Genomic DNA, 21,951 nt, shown 5'->3' with positions numbered 1-21,951 from the left:
AATTATACAAGAAGATTACAGACAACGCCGATCAGGTTTTAGACAAACTAAATAACAATAATGAGTCTTTTAATACTTTAAAGAGTAGCAGTGACAGCAAGAGAAGTGGTCGTAAGCATAGAAGTGCAGATAACACTTATATGGAACAAGATGCAGACAAAAAAACTTTGATGGCAGATATGAAAAATGATAATAGCAGCAGCTACCCACAACAAGTTAATAATGACTCTAGTGAATCTAGGGGAGCTAGGAACATTATCAAGGAAATTGAATCTTACAAAGAAGAGTGCACTAGAATAAGACAAGATTTAGCAAAAATAAAAGCAACCCTTGATAAGATAAAAAGATTACTTAATACAGCTAAATCTTATTTAAATGAAACTAGAAAAGTACTTGGCTCTAATCAAGTTAGCATAACTTTATTATCTAAACTGGACCAAGCTATCGGTAAGGTTAATAGTAGTCATGCTTCTCTTATCATTTGTTATGAAGATGCATTTAGTTCCCTAGAAATAGCTGATACTGCTTTTGGAAATGCACATAGCTGGGCAGAAAAGGCTTTAAAAGAAGCTTCAAAAGAATACAATAATATGGAGTATAACGATCATTATTATGCTTCTATAAATGCTGCTAAAAATGCAATGAAGAATGCTAAAATTATGCTAGAGACCGCTAAGCAGAAACAAGAATATCTTAAAAACAATATGCTTCAAGCAAATGCAGAGCTTGAAAAGTTAAATAAAGCATATGAAGCTGCTTTACAAGCTACAGAATCTTAGTAGTAAGCTGCAAAGACAAAAGTCCTATGCTATAAGTTTAACATATAGCTAATAGTCTTGATTACTACTATAAATGTGATACAATAATATCGTGTTCTTAATACTACTCTATTTTTGCATAAAGTTAGCATAATGAATTTAATGATTAAAGTGTTATTGATATCCAGTTTATTTTCTAACTTTACATCTTGCAAGTTATATAAAGCTATAAATAAGTCACAACAGGCTTTAGCTAATAATAAATCTCTTGTAGAAGACAACAAAAAAAGAAGTAGTCGTAAAGCTAAAAGTATTAGTTATAGTAGTTATAGAGAAGTAAATAATCAAGAACAAAACAATCAAAATAACCTAAAAGAAAGCAAAAAAGACAATAATCTAGGTATACAAAAAGATGGTATTGTAAACACAAATCCTTCCGTTGCTAGTGATGCTAGTGAAAAACATACTAATATACAACCTCAACAAGTTAATAACAATTCTAGGGAAACTAGGGAAGCTAGAAACATTATACAAGAAATTTCTACCTCTTTAGAAGAAACTGATAAAATAACTGCAAATTTAGAAGAAACAAAATCAAAACTTGATAAGATAAAAAGTACAGTTGACAATGCTCGCTCTTATTTAAATACTGCTAGATCTACATCCGAATCTAATAAAGCTATCCCAGCCTTATTGCATAATCTGAAAGAAGCAATTGATAAGGTTAATAGTAGTTATGCTCTTCTTAATGTTTGTTATACTGATGCAATTGCTGCTTTAAAAAGCTCTAAGGACAATTTTGAGCATGCACAAAGAAAAGCAGATCAGGCTTTACAAGAAGCGTTAAATAATAGCAATACTATAGGCTACCAATATGCTCTCTACTACAATTATATGGCTGATGCTAAAGAAGCAATGGGAAGGGCTAAAGTTAGCCTTGAGACTACTAAGAATAAACAAAAATGTCTTAATTCCAATATGCCTCAAGCAAATGCAGAGCTTGAAAAGCTAAATAAAGCATATGAAGCTGCTTTACAAACTACAGAATCTTAGTAGTAAGATGTAAAGATAAAAGCCTACTCTATATAAAACAGAAAAATATATTTACTAAAAATAGTTATCCTAATAAGAAGACTTACTAATTTCTATTTTTGCAGTAAATACAAAAACATTCCCCCTATTAATGGAATAAATATTCCTAATATCCAATAAAATGGATATATTAAGCTTTTTATATATTTATTACTTTCGCTTTTTGAGTCCTGTAGCTCTTTACTAAATTTACTTATTGAGTCTTTAAACATCTCCACAAGCTCTTTATGATTTGTATTTATCTTTTCATCTAACTTTGATATATCTACCTTAAGCTCACTTCTTACTTTTTCTACTTTTTCATCTAACTTTACTATCTCAACCTTAAGCTCACTTCTTACTGCCTTTATCTCTGCAGAAAGCTCACTTCTTACTTTTTCTACTTTTTCATCTAACTTTACTATCTCAACCTTAAGTTCACTTCTTACTGTCTTTATCTCTGCAGAAAGCTCACCTCTTACTTTTTCTACCTTTTCATCTAACTTGCCTATTCCACTTCTAAACTCATCTCTAGCCTTATTCATTTGCCCTTCTAGCATATTCATGCTACTAGATAGGTTCTCATATACATAATTTGAACTACGAAGTAGAACGTAATCAATTACATCTTCCGGAAAATCCTTATCAAGAAATACCTGCTTTACATACTCATATTTGGGTTTAGCCTCACCTGCAATATTACTCATATAACCCTCCTTTACTGCAATTTAAATACTCTTGGCATCTACACTTAACATCTTTATGTCTTAATATTAACACACATTTTACTTAGTAAGATAAAAAATAACTAAATCTTAAAAATGCTTATTTCTAGTTATGTACTATATATTACTAAATATAAAAATAATGCCTTAAAGGTTACCTATGTTATTTTTAGGACTTTGTTCTGCAGGAGATGCTTATGAATAAATGTAACAAATTTATTTTAACTAGGCATAATTCTCTTATCGCTATTCCTTAGCTGCAAACTACTTAAAGGTTTAGGCAACAAGTCTTCTTTATCAAATGAAACTAATGAAACTACAAAATCAAACAGTCTAGATAAACTAGTCTTTAGCAGTAGTGGCTCTAAAAAGAGTAGTGGAGCTAATATAGCAAAACTTGCTTCTAGCAGTAATAATAAAAACAACAAAACTCAAAACAAACGCAGTATTGCTGCTCTAGATGATCTAGATAAAGAGAGTTTAGTGCAAAACCAATTTGAAAATCAACAAGAGATTGCTTTAAAAAATGAACTTAGAGAAACATTGTCTAGCATTGAACAAGATGCTTTAACAGACATTTCAAAAACAGATATTTCAAAAATTTATGATAAAATTGCTTCTTTAGAAGCCTTACAAAAACAATTAGAAGAAGAATTATCTAATCAAACACATTTAAATAAGAGTAAAACTGAAAATGTTGCTGCTAAAGCACAAACTAATAACCAAGAAGAACAAAAAGGACATAATGATAGCAATAAAGAACATGATGCAGTTGCAGACTCAAAAAAAGATGCTTTTATTAAAGAAACTATTAAATCTATTAGGGAAAAGATTGAAGAAGAAAAGAAAAGAAAAGCTATTCTAGAAGAGAATCAAAGACAGAAACAACAAGAGCTTGATAAGATTAAAGCACAACATGAGGAAGAGAGGAAAAAGAGAGAGAGGAAGAGAGTAGAAAAAGAAAAGAAAAAAAGAAAGATTTCAAAAATTCATGCAAACTACTTCAGACTTAACTGAACAAACTAACATGGCTCAAGATATGACTTATCTTATTATTGAAAATCTTGAAGATTTTAAAAAAGGTGTTCTTGATAAGGATAGTAAGGATAAAGAAAATGATATAAATAAAGAAAATAAAGAAAAATTAAACAAGTCCCTTGAAAATATTATTTATGAAATTACAAAACTCAGTAGTCTTATAGAAGGAAAAGATAAGATTGATGAGCGTAAGAAATTAGGCTTTCAGACAGAAAAGGAATTTGATGTATTATTTCTTTTTATCCTTATGTGTTAAATCCATATAATATATTTATTATATATTCCAATTATAATAAGAGCATAGAATAACAAATTTTATCATTATGCTTTACTATTGTAGTAATAATAGTCTCAACTATTATGCATTCTATTTTATATTTTCTTTTTATAAAAACCAAAAGATGCAAATTAGTGATTTTGAGTTTTGTTTGTAAGTGATAAAAATAATTCAAGTAGATAACATTTTTATTTATAAGTATTTGTCAGAAGATTATATAAAAAAAAGAAGATATTCGGAAGGTAAAAAATTTGAAGAATTAACTTATTCAGTAGAGTAAGTAACAAAAATGCGGTCATATGGAAGGAGTTAAGTCTAAGATAGATACATTACTTTTTGACCTTGGTGGTAAAGATAAGATAGATTCTAAATAAAAAACTTATATCAAAGAGAAAGAAAATATAAAGGAAATTAAAAAGAGCATTCTAGCTTTAGGTTTGCTATAAATCAACTTAGTAGTACCAAAGATGCAACAGCAAGTTTTAAATCAAAATTTATGATTCAAAGTAATTAAAAAAATAATTAAATAAGATGTTTAAAAATAGCTTAAATTGAAGTCTCTATTGTAGAATTTATTTTAAAGAAAATATAGTAATTATTTAAGCCTAGAAAATATAATAATAAAAGAAAATAAGCAGAAAAAAGAAGAACACAAATAGCTATTATAGGAGATATTCTAACCTCATATTGGTTTAACTAGTTTTGGGCAGATATTATAATAAATTTTGCTTTTATAAGTAGTTTAAAGAATGTGTAACTAAAACTAGTATGTATTAGAGATTTATAGGTTTAAAAACTATAATCAACTTATAGTTGAGTTTACAAAAAATAATTAATAATAGGTTTTATTAAAACTAGTCAAGAGCATTCATTAAGTCTTAAGAATTAGATTGTTTTTCAAAAATCCTATATACTAAACATTTAATATAGCGGCTATACTTAAAATAGGGAGAGGATTTTGAATAAAATATTTGAAATAATAAAATTAATAGTTATTTTTACATTTTGTATTTATATATCTGGCGTTTTAGTTATTAAGTTTATTAAATTAATTTTTGGTAAAGATATCATAAGAAACACTAAAAGAAATAATAATTTAGGAGGCAATATGAATAGTATTATAGAAGCTGAATATGAATCTTTTGCTAAAAGAAAGCAAGAGGAAAAAACTAAAGAGGATAAATATATAGAGAGAGAAATTGATAAGGTTTTTATGAAAAATAGGATATCAAGGCAAGCAGATAATAATAACCAAGAAAACAAAAAGAGACAGTAAAGTAATGTAAGCTTTAATGGGAGACTAAAATTTAGATTTTTTCTTGAATTAATATGCTGTTTGAGTTTTTATTTTAAAAATAAACTTTTAAGTAAAGATGATAGCTTTTATAGGAATTGTGATAGCTTACCTAACACCGGTAACAATTTTGTCAGGACTTATTATGATCTATTTGATTATATGTATGATTACGTGGATATGCTTAATGTTGACACATGTGATTGAATATTAATAGATTGTTTTATCCTTTAGAACTAATACGGAAGTTGTTAATGTTAAAATAAGGCAGTAAAAGAGAAATAAGAAGTATAAACGCAACTTTATTCTATAATTCGCATATTCATTTAAGATATAGACTACTAATAAACAGGGTTTTAATTTAGCTTTGTTGAATATTCGTTTTAATTTATAGACAAGAGAGATAAGATAATTTAAGAATATACGAAACAACTTCAAAATAAAACAAATTAAATTGAATTTGAAAAAGTATAATTGTAATTAGTATAGTGCATAAACTAGTATGAGTTTACTTGAAAGATGAATTATTAAGGTTATAAAATAACTTTATAAGTAGGATAGAGAAATTAGAAGAAAAATTAGGAGATTAAACGAAAAGATCAATGCAAATAATTTTAAAGTTTAAGAGAGTAACAAAAGGACATTATATAAAGCAAATATTTGAGTCTTAATATCTCCATTTTACTGTATATTGGAAATATTTATTCTCAAAAAGAAATCGTTGTATTTATATTTAATGCAATAAGCAGAAATATATCTCTCTTCTTTTATAAGTAAACTTTGCGTACAGTAAAGCCTTAAAAATGCTTCTTTCTCTCCCACATCCAACATACTAACTATTTTTATATTGCTATATCTACTGCAATTTAAACCGATTGAAAATATTAATGTTAAAATAGGTAGTACTAAGCATTATAAATATAAGTGTTTTTAAGTAAAACATAAAGCTGTCCTATTTAATCTAGAATTATAATTTCTTTGATTCTCTAACTAATAAATTTAATCTTTACAAAAATGATACTTAAAATGCAAAATTAAAATAAAGCTTACTTTTTAAGAAAGATTTTTAAACAAAGTTCATGAGTTATTTTAGCATTAAATGTAAAATATAGAGCAAATCATTTCTCATCTGAAATTCTATAAGCTTATTAATAAATAAATCATTTAAGAAAAATCTGTATTAAATTTTTTAACCATATTCTTTATTTCATACTCTTCTTCAATCTTAGAAAGTGCATATAGTGCTTTAGCACTTGGACTTTTAAATTACACGTATTTATCTCCTTTACAAGTGTATAAAAAGACAAGCATAGAAAATAAAAATAAAGTTCTTATAAAGAATATCTCCTGCTTATTTAACATTACAAATTGTACTTATTATTATTAAGTTAAAGCAATGATAGAAAAGAAATTTTTCGCATTTCGAGTATATGGTCAGTAAATGCTAAAAACAGAAAATAAGTCTTTTTTCTATCTCTTTTTAGTAAGGAGTTAGTCATTTTAAAGATATCTTTTGTAGAATATTGGATACAGAATATACTGAATGCAATAGAACAATATAAATATATTAAATTAATAAACAAAATAGGATTATTTAAAATAGAAACTATAAGCTTTTGAAGCTAGTAGATGAAGTCTTTCTTTTTATGTGCAAAATAAGGATTTAGCTGATAAATATAAAGATATTTATACAAAATAAAATAATTTACCTTTTTCAAAGGAAGAGATAAAGGGCAAAATAATTGTTGGTGATCTTGGCAAAGGCAATAGCAAAAGTAAAATTTAACAAAGAGCAAACATTAAGAGTTAATTGAAGAATTAGAGAATAAAGTTGAAAAAGAAAAGAGTTATCAAAATGAGTTTAACAAATGCGAGTATAGCAAGAAACTAAATGCAAATAGTTAGAGGTAGTAGCAACAATTATATAAATAGATATAAAGATAAGGTATTTATGATGATGAGGAGAGAGAATGAAGTTACTAATAATTATGGAGTTATTTGGTAGGCAAGGTTTAAAGATAAATACATTAACAAATATAAAAAGATAATTTTTAATATCATTAAACAAATAAGTAAGGCAAGCTATAAGGAATAAGGATAATAAAAGAAACAAGAAAAAGCAAAAACAATAACTTAAAGACAACATATTTATCATATTATGATCTCTAATTACATCGATAAGGAGAAATGTAATTAGAATTAAAATTATAACTCTAATTAAGAAATTTATAAATAACATTAAAGATAGATCAAGCCATGAGAATGCTATTAACATCTCCTATTGTTACTTTTTACTGGAAATTAATTCTACTAATGAAGAGACAGAAGAGACATGTGGGAGCAAGTATGATGAGTACAAAGATAAGTTGGATGAAAACTATACCAATAAATTATAATTTTTAAAAATTTAGTAAGGTCAGTGATATTAAAATAGATATATAAGGTATGTTTTTAATTATAGTTAACAGTTATTTTAGAAAATAAATAAAATGTAGTTATAGGGGAGATTATAAATGAGCTTTATAATTAAATATTTGGTAGTGACAAAGAGCAACAGAAAGAAAATAAATATTCTGAGAGAGGTATAGTAGTGAAGGGATACAAAATAGAAAGAGTAATCCTAACATTATTAATTTTTCAGTACTAAAACCGCAAGATGTTAATTGTGGATAAATTTATGATTATTTAAAATAATCGGCATATAACAAACATATGTAAAGTTATTACCTTATAATAGAAGAGGTTGATAATAAAAAATATTTATGTCAGATAACTCTATATTAGAGTTAATAGGATAATAGATGCTTTTATAAAGATTTTAAACAGTTATTTTTATTAAAGCTATTTATAAACTCTGAAGAAATACAGACTGTAAAAGAGTTAAAATAAAAAAGTTAATATGCCATTTGATTAAACTTGAAAGGAAAAGCAATCTGAAGTAATAGAAGAAAAGCAAATTTAAAGAAAAAGCACTCTTTAATGAAGTGAAGTGCTTTTTTGGGGATTAAGATTACTTTTGGCTAAAAAATTTAACTAAAAACGTGTATTAAAGTAAACAAAAACCTAGTCTTATTCTTGACTATTTTTTTATTATTATTTGCCTTACTTTTCCAATTTTAAACTTTCTTATAAACAGGGCATATCTTATCAATAGCATTGATTATACAACTATATTTTCTACTTATTTGTTGGCGAAAGATTTTTGCTATTTCAAATTCAACCTCTATCTATAAACAGTATCCTATAAATGTCACTTACAGTAGCAAAAACAGAATAGTCTTCATTATTTCCATTAGCATATTTTAGCAGCTTTACTAAATTCTTTAACAGCTTCTCTAAATTTTCTAGAATATGATAAGATTAGATGTTACAGCACAAGATATCAGTATAAGCTGTGAAAGCAGCTATCTTTATGGCCTTTTTAATAACATTAAGAAGATCTTTAATTGCTTTTAAATGAGGGAAATTTCTTTTTGATTTTTAGTATTTTTAGTTTGCCTTTTATATCTTATTTATGCTCCTTTATTGCTTATATTGCATTATTCGGAGCTTTGTTATCTTAGCTATGAGCAGTTTTATTATGGCATTTTATTATGGCATATTTTTCATCTAATTTATTGCTTTTTAGGGTATTAAGAGTTTTATATGCTTTTTGGAAGGTTCTTCTAAAACACTCAATACTATGATTACTACAATCAGTTAAAGTATCATGGGTATTATAAGAACTTACATAATGTTTCTAAAAAATTTGAAAAATTTGAATATTATTGTTCTTAGAATTTAAATAAACATCAATATCTCCTCTCTTTCTTAATTTGTTGGTTTATTAAATTCATATAAATCAAAAATATTTGGCATTATGCCTCATAAGTATTAAATTTGTTATTGAAATTTTATTTACTTTTTATATCTAAATTGAATTACTACTTTATTAGTAGGAAAAGTAATGATTAATTTAACTATTTATTAAAATTTTTTTAAAAGAATGGATTAAAAAAGCATAAATTAAGTTAAACTTTTGGATTGTTTGGAGGTAAATGAAAGCATTACTTTTTTATTAATAAAATAGATAATGTATTGATCTTTATTAGTTAATATCTATTTTTACAAAAAGAAGACAGGTCTTGTGGCCTGTCTTCTTTTTGAAGTTAAGTTTTGTGTTTAGAGGCTATAAGCCTTTTATTTAATGCAATACAGCTATATTATATTAGATTTATAGAGCTAAATAAAGTGATATGATGTCTTTATTTTGGAGAAGTGTTTAAAGAAATACTGATGAGATAACTATGATTAGTACACTTTCTCCTAAAATTGTTATTGTACTTCTAAGCTATTTACAAGTTATGAGAAAACACCAACATCTATTTATAAAAATTATTTATTGTATCTATTTTTAATTCACTTGTTTTTAGATTTTACGCTAAAAAGATTTGTAGGTCTACATGTTTGCAAATCACGACTATATCAATGTCCTATGCCACAACTTGAAGAGGAAAAATTATAAGCAATTCCTTCTGCTTAACCCTTATAAAAATACTGCTTTACTAGTAGCTAAAAATGACCCTGCTAATTTTTCTTATTTACTTGACTTAAAATATTTGAGGTTTGATAAAGAAAGTGCTAGAGAAATACTGCTTCTAGATAAATAATATAATTTTTTTTGCCAAAGGGATGCTGAAAATAATTTTATTATATCTAGTCTTTACTCATTAACTAAGTAGGAGTTTAGCATATTGATTAGCGATTTTAGAGTGCTAAAAAACAAGAAGGGCAAAGATTATATTTTATCTTTAAAGAGCGGATACAAGAATTACTTACTAGATAATAGAATAGCTAAAGCAGCTTAAATTTGATACTAACGCAAGGCAACTAAATAATAACTTAATAGTATTATCTTTCTTCTCTGTTATTTTTAGTAGTAACATAGTAACATTATACTAGTAGTAATAAAGTAGTACTCTAGTAATAAAGTAGTACTAAAGTAGTAGTAAAGTAGTCAAAGTAGAAGATAAAGGAGCAATAATAAATGGGAAAACATGTAAGTAGTGATATAGCAGGCAGTAGTAGTGATAGATGCAAATACAAGCTAGACATTAAGTTTTTTGCTAACAATTTGTATTTAATTCTAGCAACAATTGTTTTGTATCTTCTAAATCTTTACTGCTCATATAACGGTTTACTTGTTTATGAGGCAAGAGAAGAAATTAGTAGTAGTGTGTTTTACTTTTACATAGTATTAACAATTTTCATTATTACTATTCCGTCTGTTATCTTTTCTTATCTGCTTAATGTGTTTAGCCAGAAGATGAATGTGGAGAGTAAGACTAAGAAAGTTGTACTAAATATATGTTTAATATTTTTATTATTTCTAGCATTTGTAGCCCAAATACCTAGTACATGGTATAGTTTTGAAAGTCTTTTTAGGCAAAGCTATTATTCACAAATAAAGAGCCGTATGGATATTATTGAAAATCAAATATTAGAGAAAAAGGCTTTAATTAAAGACAAGAAAAATAATTTGTCTTTAATTAAAGACAATCTAATGGATAAGATAAAAAATAACAACTTAAGAATTGAGAAGGCTAAAAATAGACACCTAGAACTAGACTTTACATTTTTTACTATGAAGAAAGATCTACAAAAAGAAATTAATAATGCTATAGAAGAAAATAAAGCTTTACTATTAGAACTAGAAGAGTATGAAGATAAGATTGCAGAACTAGATAATAAGCTAGCAAGTTTCATTGCTGCAAAGAATATAGAGAAAACTAAAACACAAGGCATAAATGTCTTATTTAAAGACTCTTCAATTGTAGATAAAGAAAATTATATTGAATATTATAGAAAAAATTAAGCCCGTACTTAATTTCTACATAAGACTGACCCCCTTTAAAAGCCCATCTCAAAACAACTAGCATAATCAAAGCTCTTATATAAAAGGTCAATATCAAATCTATACAAACACTTTCAAATACCATATTTAATCTCTCAAATCTCAAAAACTAACGCTATAAATAAAATGCAAAAAGTAGCATCTATAATTCGCAATAACTAAACTTTTTTCCCTAAAGCTATGTTTGGAAGTCAACAAAAGACTGTTCTTTTCAACCTCAACTATTCTCTTGATTTAAACTGTCCTTTTTATAGCTTCACCACAGCCCTTCTTATAGCATTTATGTTTTATATTTTCTAATAAAATACTCCTTAAGTATTTTGTATAAAACTTATAAAAATCATATAAATATTGATTATCCTATCTTTCATATTCTTCCCCCCCCCCTCTCTATTTTCTTAACAAGTTCTACCTAACTTTCTAAATCTTTCCCTCTTCTAACAAGTGGCAAAAATTCTTCTTTCCTTTTGCTTAAAATACCAAATAAATCTGCATTCATTGCTTTTTATTGCACTAAATTGATATTAATACTTTCATCCTCAAATATCTAAATTTAAATTATAACTTTGGTCACATATGAAGAGTCAAGCTTTACCTTAAGATTATGCATAATCATGTACTGCAGTATCTTCTCTAAATACATAGTAAGTATGTCCAAGTTCAGATATATCAAGAAATAGTATTACTACGACATCACCCCAATAACACCTAATTACTTTTTAAAATTATTCAAACATATACTTCCACATATAATTCTAAAGTCTTCCCTTATGACAAAAAGCAAATTCCCCTTGCTAAAAAGAAAGTAATATATATCCTTATTCTATTTTTAAAATTCAATTATTTACCTTAATCAAATTAAGTTACAAAAATAATTGACTATACAACATAGATAAATATAAGAAAATCAATAATATTATTAAAATAATACATAATATATTATATATATCTTTATAAAAAAATTTTAATAAATATTAATTATTTAATTAAATATTAATTAATATTATGTACATTTTATATACATTATTAATTAAATAATAAAGGATAGGATATAATCATGCTAACAGTTGAAAACATCAAGTTGTACAAAATCAGTGAAGCAGTAGAAATATTAAAAAATGATTATAATCATAAAACCATTTCTCAAAATTTAACCACAAAAATAATTAGTTTAAATGCTTTTGTCATGTATAAAGGAAAACGCTATATTCCAGAAGATGTTATTCGCTATTTATTTAAAAATCTAAATAGCAAATTTGAAAAAGAAAAAACTGTAAAAGATATTAATAACAAAATGGAGCCAATAAGAGAAACTATAGAAAAATATGAAGCAGAAATACAACAAGAAGACAAACAAAATTTTAATTTACTTATTGCCTTTCAAAAATCAATAGAAAAAAGTATAGGAAAAAAATTAAAAAGAAATATGCAAGATATCATACGCAATAAAACAATAGAAAAAAATGAGAACTTAAAGAAAAAATTTAAAGAAGAGTTAAAAGAAGAATTAGTTGAAGATTTAAATCAGGAAATAAAAGAAGCTATTAAGATACTAGATAAGACAATAGAAGAGGTCTTAAAAAAAGAAACACGAAAGTTTTTAAGATATGAGATTAAAAAAAGAAATGAAGAATATACATATTTTCTTTCTTTTATAAAAGAGAACTTAAGAAAAATGATTTCCTAATTAGATGATGAAATCAAAAATAATAATGAGCAAGATAAAACAAAAATACTTAAAAAATGAATAATATCTTCCATGAAAAATAGAGATAAGAGCATCTCTATAAATGAAGACAATAACAATAAAAGATTTATATAGAAAAATAAGATGCCTTATGGGATATTTAAACTTGCTAGTTATTACTAATCGCATATTTTAACTACATTTATATAAATATAATTAAAATAATGATTTTATTTATATAAAACTATAAATATAATCATTATTTATTATTAATCTTATTAATTAGTACATTTATTGACAAAACAGTATAATTAATGTAGTATGTTAAGCTATGAAAATAAATAGCCCTAAGGAAGAAGAAATCCAAAAAACAAGAAGAGGACTATTAAAAAATAATAGATAGGTATTATATATAAAAAAGTCAGACTAACTTAGTAGATAATCAGACTAAAATTTTTATATATAATAAAAAAGTCTTAGTTAGCTACAGCTATCAAGACTTAAACACTTAAACCCGGTGTAGGGAACCCACTATACTAACCCCTACACCGAAAGGATTAGTTAAATGATAACAAAAAATGCTAGAAAACACAATAAGAAGAATTGCCAAAACACACAAAAAGAAGCAAAAATAATATTACTAAATGAGCTAATTAATGAAAATGAGAAAAAGGACAAAAAAAGTTGCAGCGAGTTTACAATAAATCAAGTTAAAGCAATAGTAGAAAAGAAATTTTTACGCATTTCAAGAATGTGTAAACTATACTGGGCAATAAATGCTAAAAACAGAAAATATAGGTCTTTTATGGAACAATATTCTACAAAAGATATCCTTGCAATGACTAATTCCTTACTAAAAAGAGATAAGGAAAAAACCGTATGCAACAGAACAATACAAAAAGATATTAAATTAATGAACAAAATAGGATTACTTAAAACAGAAACTATAAGATTTGGAGCTGGCAGAGGAAGTCTTTCTTTTTATGTACAAAACAAGGATTTAACTGATAAATATAAAGATATAATACAAAATGAAGTAATTACTCTACTCAAAGAAGAGCTAAAGGGTAAAATAATTATTGGCGATCTTGATAAGCAAATAGCAAAAGTAAAGTTTAACAAAGAGCAAACACTAAGGTTAATTAAAGAATTAGAAAAAGAAAAAGAAAAGAAGAGAAAATATCAAGTAATAAATAAATCTAAATCCAGTAAACCAAATTCGCATGACAAGAATACGCATCTTTTTAAACTTGATAATAACTATATACATAAAAAGAATTCTAAAGAAATACCTTTAGATAAAGTAGAGAAGAAAAGAAAAACCAAAATAAGAAATGGAGTTGAAGAAAGACTAATTAACAAACAAAAAATATCAAAAAAATATGTTCAAATAATTAAAAAAAACAGCAACAATGATACTACATATACAAATGCATTACTTAATCTTGAAACTGCTCTTTGTGATTACACAAAAGAATACAATAAAGAAGATATCACAAGACACTTTACAGATGAATTCTTGAAAAAATATAAAAATAAGATATGGATGATGATGAGAAGAAAAGACGGAGTTACTAATGATTATCAAATTATTTGGGAATCAAAGTTTAAGAAAAAATACCCTAAAAAACAAAAAGAAAACACTTTATTTAATAATAATAGAAGAAAAACAAATAAAGAAAGAGATAAAAGCTACAAAGAGAATGTAACCAAAACAAAAAAAGAACTTAAAGACAACATATTTAGCATACTGCTAGCCCAAACTACAAAAACAAAAAAGGAAATAAACAGGAAAAAAATTGGCAAAATAACTAAGAAATTTATAAATAGCATTGAAAACAAGCTAAGCTACAAAGATATACTTAACAATAAATATTACTACTCACTATTAGAAATAATTGAAAAAGAAAATATCTATGATAACTGTAAGTCAAAAACAAGAAAAATGAATAGAAAAGAACAACATGAATATAAAGAAAAATTGATGATTAATACTAACAAAAAGAATATCGATGAAAAGCTCAGCAAAAATAAAAATGTCAAAGTGAATAATCTAAAAATTCTTATAAAAAACAACTATTTAGAAAAAAAAATAACCGAATGTAATCATTTATAAAAAATCAAATAAAAAAAATATGGAAGAAATATAAATAAAGCTTATATATTTAAAATTAAAAGAAACGGTAAAAACCCATTCCTAAAAAAATATAAAAACATAATGATAATATCATAAAAAAGAACATAAAGAGAAAAAAATAGCAATACTGAATCTTTGATATTAAAACTAAGTATAGACAATCATAGCTTACCCATAAACTCATAAAAGTAAGTACACTAATGAATGAATGAAAAGAAAAGTACAAAAGAAAAATAAATATTTCAATAAAAAAATTGATAACAAAAAATCTCTATGTAATATAAAGCTATATCAAAGTTGATAGGATATTACAAAGGTTTTAAACAACCACTATTTTTTATTGAGACTAATTAAAAAGAGTTGTGAAAGATTATAAAAACGTGTCAGAAATTTATCTTAACAGTTAATCAAATTCAAAAGAAAAAGTAATCCAAGACAAGATAAGTACAACTTGGAAGAAGCCAACATTAAAAAATATAACTTTAAGAAAAAGGTGCTGGTGAGATAAATATTACCTTATACGCTTTCTATAAAAGAAATACATAAATATATACAAAATCAAATCATTAAGCTATCTGTAGACTTTGAAATTAAATACCTTTTTAAAATAAAAATTATTTTATTTATTTGCAATTGAAAGAATATTAACAATATTTATTGTAAGTATTAATTTAAATTGTTATTAAACTCAAAAGTTATCTTGAGGATTATATAGATAAAGTTAGTCTATAAATAGTCGAATTAACTAACTGGTGATCTCTTTTATTTGATTTACTTTATTTTGCTAATGAATTTCTTATAAAGAATACGGTAATCTTTATTAATTAATATATATATTTTAGAAAAGTAAGACAGGTCAGATGACCTGTCTTACTTTTCTAATTAATTTGTGTGTGTAGAGACTATAAACTTTTATTTAATGCAATATACCTATTTTTATATTAAATTTCAAGTTTCTAAACACAAGTATAAAAAATTAGGTAATGCCTCATTTTATTATTGATGCCATATACTCTTCATATAAAGCCCAGGCTTGTTTCTTTTTTGTTGATGAAAGTGAATTTAATAGCTCATCATATCTATAAAGAGGCAATGTATAGATGTAACAAAAAGCAAAGTAAAGTAAACCAAATAAAAAAATTGCCATTAGAGATTTAAATCCACCTGCTGGGTCAACTCTATCCAGATAGGAAAAAAAATGACTTTTAATTCTAATAATACTACAAATTAATTTACTCATATTCAAGTATCCTCCTTTACGTATAAACCAGGATATATCGCATTAAACTAAGATGTTATTCTCTTATTAGAATAATATATCAATATAGTCTTTTCTTGAAAAGGACAATATAAAGGCTGTGAACTGCTATTTCTATAATTTTCGATTATAGAAATAGCAGTTCACGGCCTTTAGAGCGTAGTTACGCCTTGCAGAATGCCCTTGATTAAAACATCCAATACTATAAATACTACAATCAGTATAAGTATCAATAGCATTATAAGAACTTGCATACTTGTTATAAATAGAATCTAGGCTAGATTGATATGTTGTAGTTTTGCTAAAGAAAGACTTAAGTTTATCTTTGTCGTCTTCAGTTAATTTAGAAGCAGTTCCTTGCTTTTCTAGGCTAACACTAAAATTACTAGAAGTATTAGTAGCAGGTACATCAGCAGCAAGCATGTCAGCAGTGATATTAGTATGCCTAGTATGCCTATCAACTTGAGCAAAAGTATCTATTTCTAAATCAGTAATTTTGCTAGAAGTATTAGTAGCAAGTACATCAGCAAGCATGGTAGTGTTAGCAGTCACAGGCAAGGGTAAATCCCTTTTACTTGTGCTTTTATTTCTAAAAAACTTGGAAGATAAAAATAATAACTTTGATACAGTTGATATAATTAAAATAAACATATTATTCCTTGTCCTTTTCTTATAAAATTTTCCCCTAAGCTATTTGTTTGTTAGATCTAGAGGAAGATCTAGATAAATTAAGAATAATTGGCATTATATCTCATAAAAATTAATTTTGTTATTGCAACTTTATTGATCTTTTAGTCCAAGCTGAATTGTTACTAAAAGTAAAATAAATTATACATTAAGTTATAATTCTCTTTTAATTAAAAATAGATAAAAGTGAATCTTTTTACTGTATTTTGAGGGTATTTGCCCTATATTTGACTAATAAATTTCCTTTAATTTATTAATATCTATTATCAAAAAAAAAAGAAGACATCCCACTAAGGATATCTTCTTTTTTTTGAATTTGAGATGTTTGTGTTTGTTAATAGTTATAAACTTTTGTCTAATGCAAAATAGTTAATTTATTTAAATTAAAGTACTAGAGATAAGCACTATTTTAATGTTCCTGACATATACTTTTCATATAAAATCCAAGCTTGCTTTTTCTTTGCTGAAGAGAGTTCGTCTAGAATTTCATCATATCTATAAAGAGGCAATGTATAGATGTAACAAAAAGCGAAATAAAGAAGACCAAATAACAGAGATCCTATTAGAGACTTTAGTCCACCTGTTGTATCAATTCTACCTAGATAAGATGAAAAACGACCCTTAACTTTAGAAATATTACAAATTAATTTACTCAAATTACCCTCCTTTCATATAAATATAAACTAGGATATATCAAATAAAATAAGATAACATACTCTTATTAGAATAATATATCAATATTATCTTTTCTTAAAAGAGACAACATAAAGGTTTTAAATATTTTAGTGTTAATTAGGATTGTTATTAAATAAATAACTAATTTTAGTACAAAAGTTAAGTAAACCTGAGATAATTGATAAATTTAGAGTTATCTTTATTTAACATATCTTAATTGGAGAGGATTAAGGTTTGTAAGAGGGTAAGTTTATAAGAAAGATAAAAAAGAGAAGATTTTTATACTATATTATTGTTAGTATTAAAGAAGTCTACTCTTATTAACTTAAAGACTCCTTAAAGGCAAAAGGGTGCATTTTAGTATGGCCTTTTTTGTCTTTGTATAAAGATAAAGATGTTATATACTTAGTGTAAGTATTTATATTGTTTTATGCATAATATCAAAACCAAAAAACCAAGAAAGGCTCTAAAAGGAGTCTTTTTGGTTTATATTATATAATGCATATAAATAAAAAAGATAAAAGAAAGATATAGCTAAGGCTAATATAAAAACAAATTTATGTACTTCTTTTTTATTGCAAAAAACATAAATTTACAAAACATAAATTTACAAAGTTAAATAATTTGATATTTTGATATCTAGTAATTCTTTATATTGTAATTTAAAAAAAAGTAAAGGTTTTGTTTTAATATTATTAAATATGGATATTATTTATTGTTTTTCTCTAGGTAGGTGCTTTAATAACTGAATTTATTTGTATTAAATATTTTTACATCCTATATAAGAAAAAGAAGTTAATAAGAAAAGTAGAGCATTTATATGTATAAATGCAAGATTAGCTAAATTACCTTACCTAAGTTAAAAAGCATAAAGGTTATCTATTTTTTATAAAACTCTTTGATTTTCTTAAAAGCATACTATAATTATATTAATCTGCGAACCCTATATTTAGTATCTTTTATTTATATTAGAAACATAAAAGCATCTACTCTTAGAAACCCCCTAGTTATAAGGGTAGTGCTTTTATACTATATAAAAGTATATTGAATGTTTTTATTGAAAAGTTATTTTTCATGCATCATTTAGTAATAAGATATCTAATCTTTTTTGTATTAACCTAATATATAATTCATTTTTAATAATAAAACAAATATTAGCTTTTTTTGTTTTTGGTTATGACTTAAAGAGATATAGGGATATTTTTTTTGTTGTGTTTTGCAAATAGCTTTATAAGCAATTCCCATTTGTTTAAGGATAGAGTTTAGGAAAGAAGTAGGTTAATGTAAGTTCTTATACTGACTTGTGACTTCTCTAGACTGAAAGCATAATCTAGAATTAGCTTTTTTAAAAATCTAATAGCTTTAATAATTAAGCTAGAGTTAACAAAAGAATACTTTCTAAAGAGTCTAGAGCTATTTATTTTATAGAGTAAATAATTAATATATTTTTTAACAGATAAAATTGATTTATTATTAATGGGCTCTAGTGGAATACCAGTAATATTATATATCTAATGGGTTTAAAAAGAATAAAATGAGCATTAAGTAAAGCTAGAAAATAAACTGGATATCAATAACACTTTAATCATTAAATTCATTATGCTAACTTTATGCAAAAATAGAGTAGTATTAGAACACAATATCATTGTATCACATTTATAGTAGCAATAAAGAATATGAGTTATATGTTAAGCCTATAGCATAGGACTTTTGTCTTTGCAGCTTACTACTAAGATTCTGTATCTTGTAAAGCAGCTTTGTGTGCTTCATTTAACTCTTCAAGCTCTGCATTTGCCTGATCCATATTGGAATTAAGATATTTTTGTTTCTGTTTAGAGGTCTCTAGGAAAATTTTAGCCTTTATCATTGCTTTATTAGCATTTGTAGAAGCATAATAATAACCGTTATATCCCATATATATTGTATTTCTTTGAAGCTTCTTCTAAGGCCTTTTCTGCCCAGCTATGTGCATTTCCAAAAGCAGTATCAGCTATATCTAGAGAAGCAGTTGCATCAGTATAACAAACGTTAAGAGTAGCGTGCCTACTCTTAACCTTGCCAATAGCTTCGTGCAAGATAGGCAATAAGGTTTGGTTAGCTTGCCTATAGCCAGATGCTTTTCTAGCTTGTTCTAAATAAGATGCAGCCTCATCAGTTAAGCGTTTCATCTCGTCAAGGGTATGTTTTACTTTTTCTAATTCTTCCTCTACTTTATTGTAGTCTGATTTAGAAGAGCTAACGTTACTCATAATGTTTTTAGCTTCATTAGTTTGGATATTAAATTGTTGTGAAAGGCTATTAGTATCAGGTTGCATATCTGCAACATCTCCAACTAGAGGCTCTTGGTTTGTGACTTGGTCCAAATAAGAAGTATCTGCACTTCTAGGTCTGCGACTTTTACTGTTATTCTTGCTGCTACTTTCTAAAGCATTAAAGGATTGTCTGTTGTCGTCTAGCATATCTTTAATCTGCTCAGCGTTGTCTTCAATATCATTGTATAGTTTACAGGAGATAACGTTGTAAATTAATAAAGAAGTTAAAATAAATAATCTAGCAATTAAATTCACCTAACTTATTACCTCTCCTTATAGCCTGATGCTGTTAATACTTTATTCTTAAAAAACAAATATATCACATTTATAAAAATAGTTTTAATACTTATTTAGAGTCCACATCTTTTAAGTTTTTATATATAACATTTAACTCTTCAAAGTCTGAATTTGCTTGAGGCATGTTGGAATTAAGACATTTTTGTTTATGCTTAGTAGTCTCAAGGCTAACTTTAGCTTTGCCCATTGCATTTTTAGCATCAGTCATATAATTGTGGTAGAGAGCATATTGGTAGCCTAGAGTATTGCTATTATTTATGGCTTCTTGTAGAGCATCGTTTGCTTTTCTTTGTGCATACTCAAAATCGTTCTTGGAATTTGCTAAAGCACCAACTGCATCTGAGTAATTAGAGTTAGCAGAAGCATAGCTGCTATTAACTTTTCTAATTGCTTGATCAAGGTTAGGCAATAAGGCTGGGTCAGCTTTATTAGTTCCAGATCTAGCAGTATTGAAATAAGAACGAGCATCATCAAGTGTACTTTTTATCTTATCAAGGGCTGATCTTGTTGTTTCTAAAGCTGCAGTTATTTTTTCAACTTCTTCTAAAGAGGTAGAAATTTCTTGTATAATTTTCTTAGCTTGCTTAGCTTCATTAGAGTCATTAGGGATAATATTAACTTGTTGCGGTTGTCTATTAGCATATTTTTCACTAGCAACGGAAGGATTTGTGTTTAGAATACCATCTGCTTGTATACCTAAATTATTGCCTTTTTCATTATCTTTTACTTCTTTTTTGTTACTTCTATTTTCATTTTTTTGTTCTTGATTATTTACTTCCTTATAACTAATACTTCTAGCTTTACGACCACTTCTTTTGTTGTCTTTTTCTAGAAGAGATTTATTATTAGCTAAATCCTGTTGAGATTTATTTATAGTCTCATATAGCTTACAAGAGATAAGGCTAGAAAATAAACTGGATATCAATAACACTTTAATCATTAAATTCATTATGTTAACTTTATGCAAAAATAGAGTAGTATTAGAATACAATATCATTGTATCACATTTATAGTAGTAATCAAGAATATGAGTTATATGTTAAGCTTATAGCATAGAACTTTTGTCTTTAAAAACTATACTATTCTAAGATTCTGTAGATTTTAAAGCAGCTTTGTGTGCTTTATTTAATTCTTCAAGCTCTGCATTTGCCTGGTCTATCTTTTTCTTAAGTTCTTCTTGTTTATTCTTGGCAGTTTCTAAGTTGCTTTTAGCACTGCTCATTGAAGTTTTAGTATCAGATATCCAGGTATAGTAAAGAGTGTATCCTAAAGGTTGAGCTTTTAAAGCTTCTTCTAAGGCCTTTTTTGCCTTGCTTTGTGCATGCTCAAGATGATCCTTAGCATTTTTTGAGGCATTAAATGCATCAGTATAACAAACATTAAGAGAAGCATGACTACTCTTAACCTTAGCAATAGCTTCTCCTAGGCTAGGCAATAAGGCTGGATTACTAGATCCTACATCTCTTCTAGCATTCTCTAAATAAGATTTAGCTGTATCAGCCAAGTCTTTTATATTATCAAGTATTTGTTTTATAGTTTCTAAGTTTTCAGCTATTTTATTGACTTCTTTTAAAGAAGAATCAACTTCCTTCATAATGTTTATAGCTTCCCTAGCTTGGTTATTAACTTGTTGTGGATAGCTGCTATTATTATCATTTTGCATGTCTGAAACTAAATGATTTTTGTCTGCATCTTGGTCCATATAACTGTTATCTGCACTTCTATGCTTACGACCACTTCTCTTGCTGTCGCTGCTACTCTTTAGAGTATTAAAAGACTCATTATTGTTATTTAGTTTGTCTAAAACCTGATCGGCGTTGTCTGTAATCTTCTTGTATAATT

The 21,951-nt window shown here is 26.1% G+C and carries 17 protein-coding genes; 8 read left to right on the top strand and 9 right to left on the bottom strand.

The annotated features are described in order from the left end of the window. Together F0310_RS04700 and F0310_RS04695 are read left to right on the top strand one after the other, a co-directional pair. Window positions 1–779, top strand: a 779-nt coding sequence (locus tag F0310_RS04700) for an immunogenic protein P37 (RefSeq protein ID WP_182117815.1), incomplete at its 5' end; no start/stop codon positions are given. 132 nt (window positions 780–911) lie between these two features. Then, complete coding sequence (locus tag F0310_RS04695) at window positions 912–1,811, top strand: immunogenic protein P37 (protein ID WP_182117814.1); 900 nt, start codon at window positions 912–914, stop codon at window positions 1,809–1,811. Between the two features lie 92 nt (window positions 1,812–1,903). Here F0310_RS04695 and bdr read toward each other — a convergent pair whose 3' ends face one another. Both bdr and F0310_RS04685 read right to left on the bottom strand, forming a co-directional pair. Next, a complete protein-coding gene (gene bdr / locus F0310_RS04690; protein WP_182117813.1) occupies window positions 1,904–2,536 on the bottom strand; it encodes a Bdr family repetitive protein in 633 nt (210 codons plus the stop codon). 239 nt (window positions 2,537–2,775) lie between these two features. Next, entirely contained in the window at window positions 2,776–2,979 is a 204-nt protein-coding gene (locus F0310_RS04685; protein WP_182117812.1) for a hypothetical protein, read from the bottom strand. Between the two features lie 58 nt (window positions 2,980–3,037). Here F0310_RS04685 and F0310_RS04680 point away from each other — a divergent pair, with 58 nt between their 5' ends. The 6 genes from F0310_RS04680 to F0310_RS04655 all read left to right on the top strand — a co-directional run bounded on the left by F0310_RS04680 (window position 3,038) and on the right by F0310_RS04655 (window position 14,859). Further along, entirely contained in the window at window positions 3,038–3,571 is a 534-nt protein-coding gene (locus tag F0310_RS04680) for a hypothetical protein (protein WP_182117811.1), read from the top strand. Next, complete coding sequence (locus F0310_RS04675; RefSeq protein WP_182117810.1) at window positions 3,546–3,848, top strand: hypothetical protein; 303 nt, start codon at window positions 3,546–3,548, stop codon at window positions 3,846–3,848. The genes F0310_RS04680 and F0310_RS04675 overlap by 26 nt, the downstream gene beginning before the upstream one ends. 979 nt (window positions 3,849–4,827) lie before the next feature. Beyond that, the gene (locus F0310_RS04670; protein ID WP_182117809.1) at window positions 4,828–5,145 is read left to right on the top strand and encodes a hypothetical protein; all 318 of its coding nucleotides are present in this window, start codon (window positions 4,828–4,830) and stop codon (window positions 5,143–5,145) included. Window positions 5,146–10,189: 5,044 nt separating this feature from the next. Then, window positions 10,190–11,017 (top strand): hypothetical protein, encoded by an 828-nt coding sequence (locus tag F0310_RS04665; protein ID WP_182117808.1) that lies wholly within the window; start codon window positions 10,190–10,192, stop codon window positions 11,015–11,017. A 1,096-nt stretch (window positions 11,018–12,113) separates the two neighbouring features. Beyond that, window positions 12,114–12,743, top strand: coding sequence for a hypothetical protein (locus F0310_RS04660; RefSeq protein ID WP_182117807.1), 630 nt, complete (start codon window positions 12,114–12,116; stop codon window positions 12,741–12,743). Window positions 12,744–13,308: 565 nt separating this feature from the next. Next, complete coding sequence (locus F0310_RS04655) at window positions 13,309–14,859, top strand: plasmid maintenance protein (protein ID WP_182117806.1); 1,551 nt, start codon at window positions 13,309–13,311, stop codon at window positions 14,857–14,859. A 1,009-nt stretch (window positions 14,860–15,868) separates the two neighbouring features. On the opposite strand, the gene F0310_RS04650 is transcribed toward F0310_RS04655, so the two are convergent. The 7 genes from F0310_RS04650 to F0310_RS04625 form a co-directional block, all read right to left on the bottom strand. Then, on the bottom strand, window positions 15,869–16,120 hold the full coding sequence (locus tag F0310_RS04650; RefSeq protein ID WP_182117805.1) for a hypothetical protein: 252 nt from the start codon (window positions 16,118–16,120) through the stop codon (window positions 15,869–15,871). Between the two features lie 132 nt (window positions 16,121–16,252). Continuing rightward, window positions 16,253–16,789, bottom strand: coding sequence for a hypothetical protein (locus F0310_RS04645; protein WP_182117804.1), 537 nt, complete (start codon window positions 16,787–16,789; stop codon window positions 16,253–16,255). Between the two features lie 440 nt (window positions 16,790–17,229). Further along, a complete protein-coding gene (locus F0310_RS04640; protein WP_182117803.1) occupies window positions 17,230–17,481 on the bottom strand; it encodes a hypothetical protein in 252 nt (83 codons plus the stop codon). A 1,748-nt stretch (window positions 17,482–19,229) separates the two neighbouring features. Next, on the bottom strand, window positions 19,230–19,415 hold the full coding sequence (locus tag F0310_RS05805; protein ID WP_232535969.1) for a hypothetical protein: 186 nt from the start codon (window positions 19,413–19,415) through the stop codon (window positions 19,230–19,232). Next, a complete protein-coding gene (locus F0310_RS04635) occupies window positions 19,405–20,067 on the bottom strand; it encodes an immunogenic protein P37 (RefSeq protein ID WP_232535968.1) in 663 nt (220 codons plus the stop codon). Before F0310_RS04635 ends, F0310_RS05805 begins: the two co-directional genes overlap by 11 nt. A gap of 91 nt (window positions 20,068–20,158) precedes the next feature. Further along, window positions 20,159–21,058 (bottom strand): immunogenic protein P37, encoded by a 900-nt coding sequence (locus F0310_RS04630; RefSeq protein ID WP_182117802.1) that lies wholly within the window; start codon window positions 21,056–21,058, stop codon window positions 20,159–20,161. A 135-nt stretch (window positions 21,059–21,193) separates the two neighbouring features. Next, the coding region (locus F0310_RS04625) for a hypothetical protein (protein WP_182117801.1) at window positions 21,194–21,951 on the bottom strand (758 nt) is incomplete at its 5' end.

The sequence above is a fragment of the Borrelia sp. A-FGy1 genome, from assembly GCF_014084025.1.
Classification (GTDB): Bacteria; Spirochaetota; Spirochaetia; order Borreliales; family Borreliaceae; genus Borrelia.
The sequence above is the reverse complement of the archived record's forward strand: the minus strand, read 5'-3'. Positions and strand labels throughout refer to the sequence as shown.

Bases quoted from the DNA above. Each gene is read 5' to 3' on its own strand.
- F0310_RS04695 (WP_182117814.1), top strand. From the start codon at position 912: ATGAATTTAATGATTAAAGTGTTATTGATATCCAGTTTATTTTCTAAC.
- bdr (WP_182117813.1), bottom strand. From the start codon at position 2,536: ATGAGTAATATTGCAGGTGAGGCTAAACCCAAATATGAGTATGTAAAG.
- F0310_RS04675 (WP_182117810.1), top strand. From the start codon at position 3,546: ATGCAAACTACTTCAGACTTAACTGAACAAACTAACATGGCTCAAGAT.
- F0310_RS04665 (WP_182117808.1), top strand. From the start codon at position 10,190: ATGGGAAAACATGTAAGTAGTGATATAGCAGGCAGTAGTAGTGATAGA.
- F0310_RS04660 (WP_182117807.1), top strand. From the start codon at position 12,114: ATGCTAACAGTTGAAAACATCAAGTTGTACAAAATCAGTGAAGCAGTA.
- F0310_RS04655 (WP_182117806.1), top strand. From the start codon at position 13,309: ATGATAACAAAAAATGCTAGAAAACACAATAAGAAGAATTGCCAAAAC.
- F0310_RS04650 (WP_182117805.1), bottom strand. From the start codon at position 16,120: ATGAGTAAATTAATTTGTAGTATTATTAGAATTAAAAGTCATTTTTTT.
- F0310_RS04645 (WP_182117804.1), bottom strand. From the start codon at position 16,789: ATGTTTATTTTAATTATATCAACTGTATCAAAGTTATTATTTTTATCT.
- F0310_RS05805 (WP_232535969.1), bottom strand. From the start codon at position 19,415: ATGGGATATAACGGTTATTATTATGCTTCTACAAATGCTAATAAAGCA.
- F0310_RS04630 (WP_182117802.1), bottom strand. From the start codon at position 21,058: ATGAATTTAATGATTAAAGTGTTATTGATATCCAGTTTATTTTCTAGC.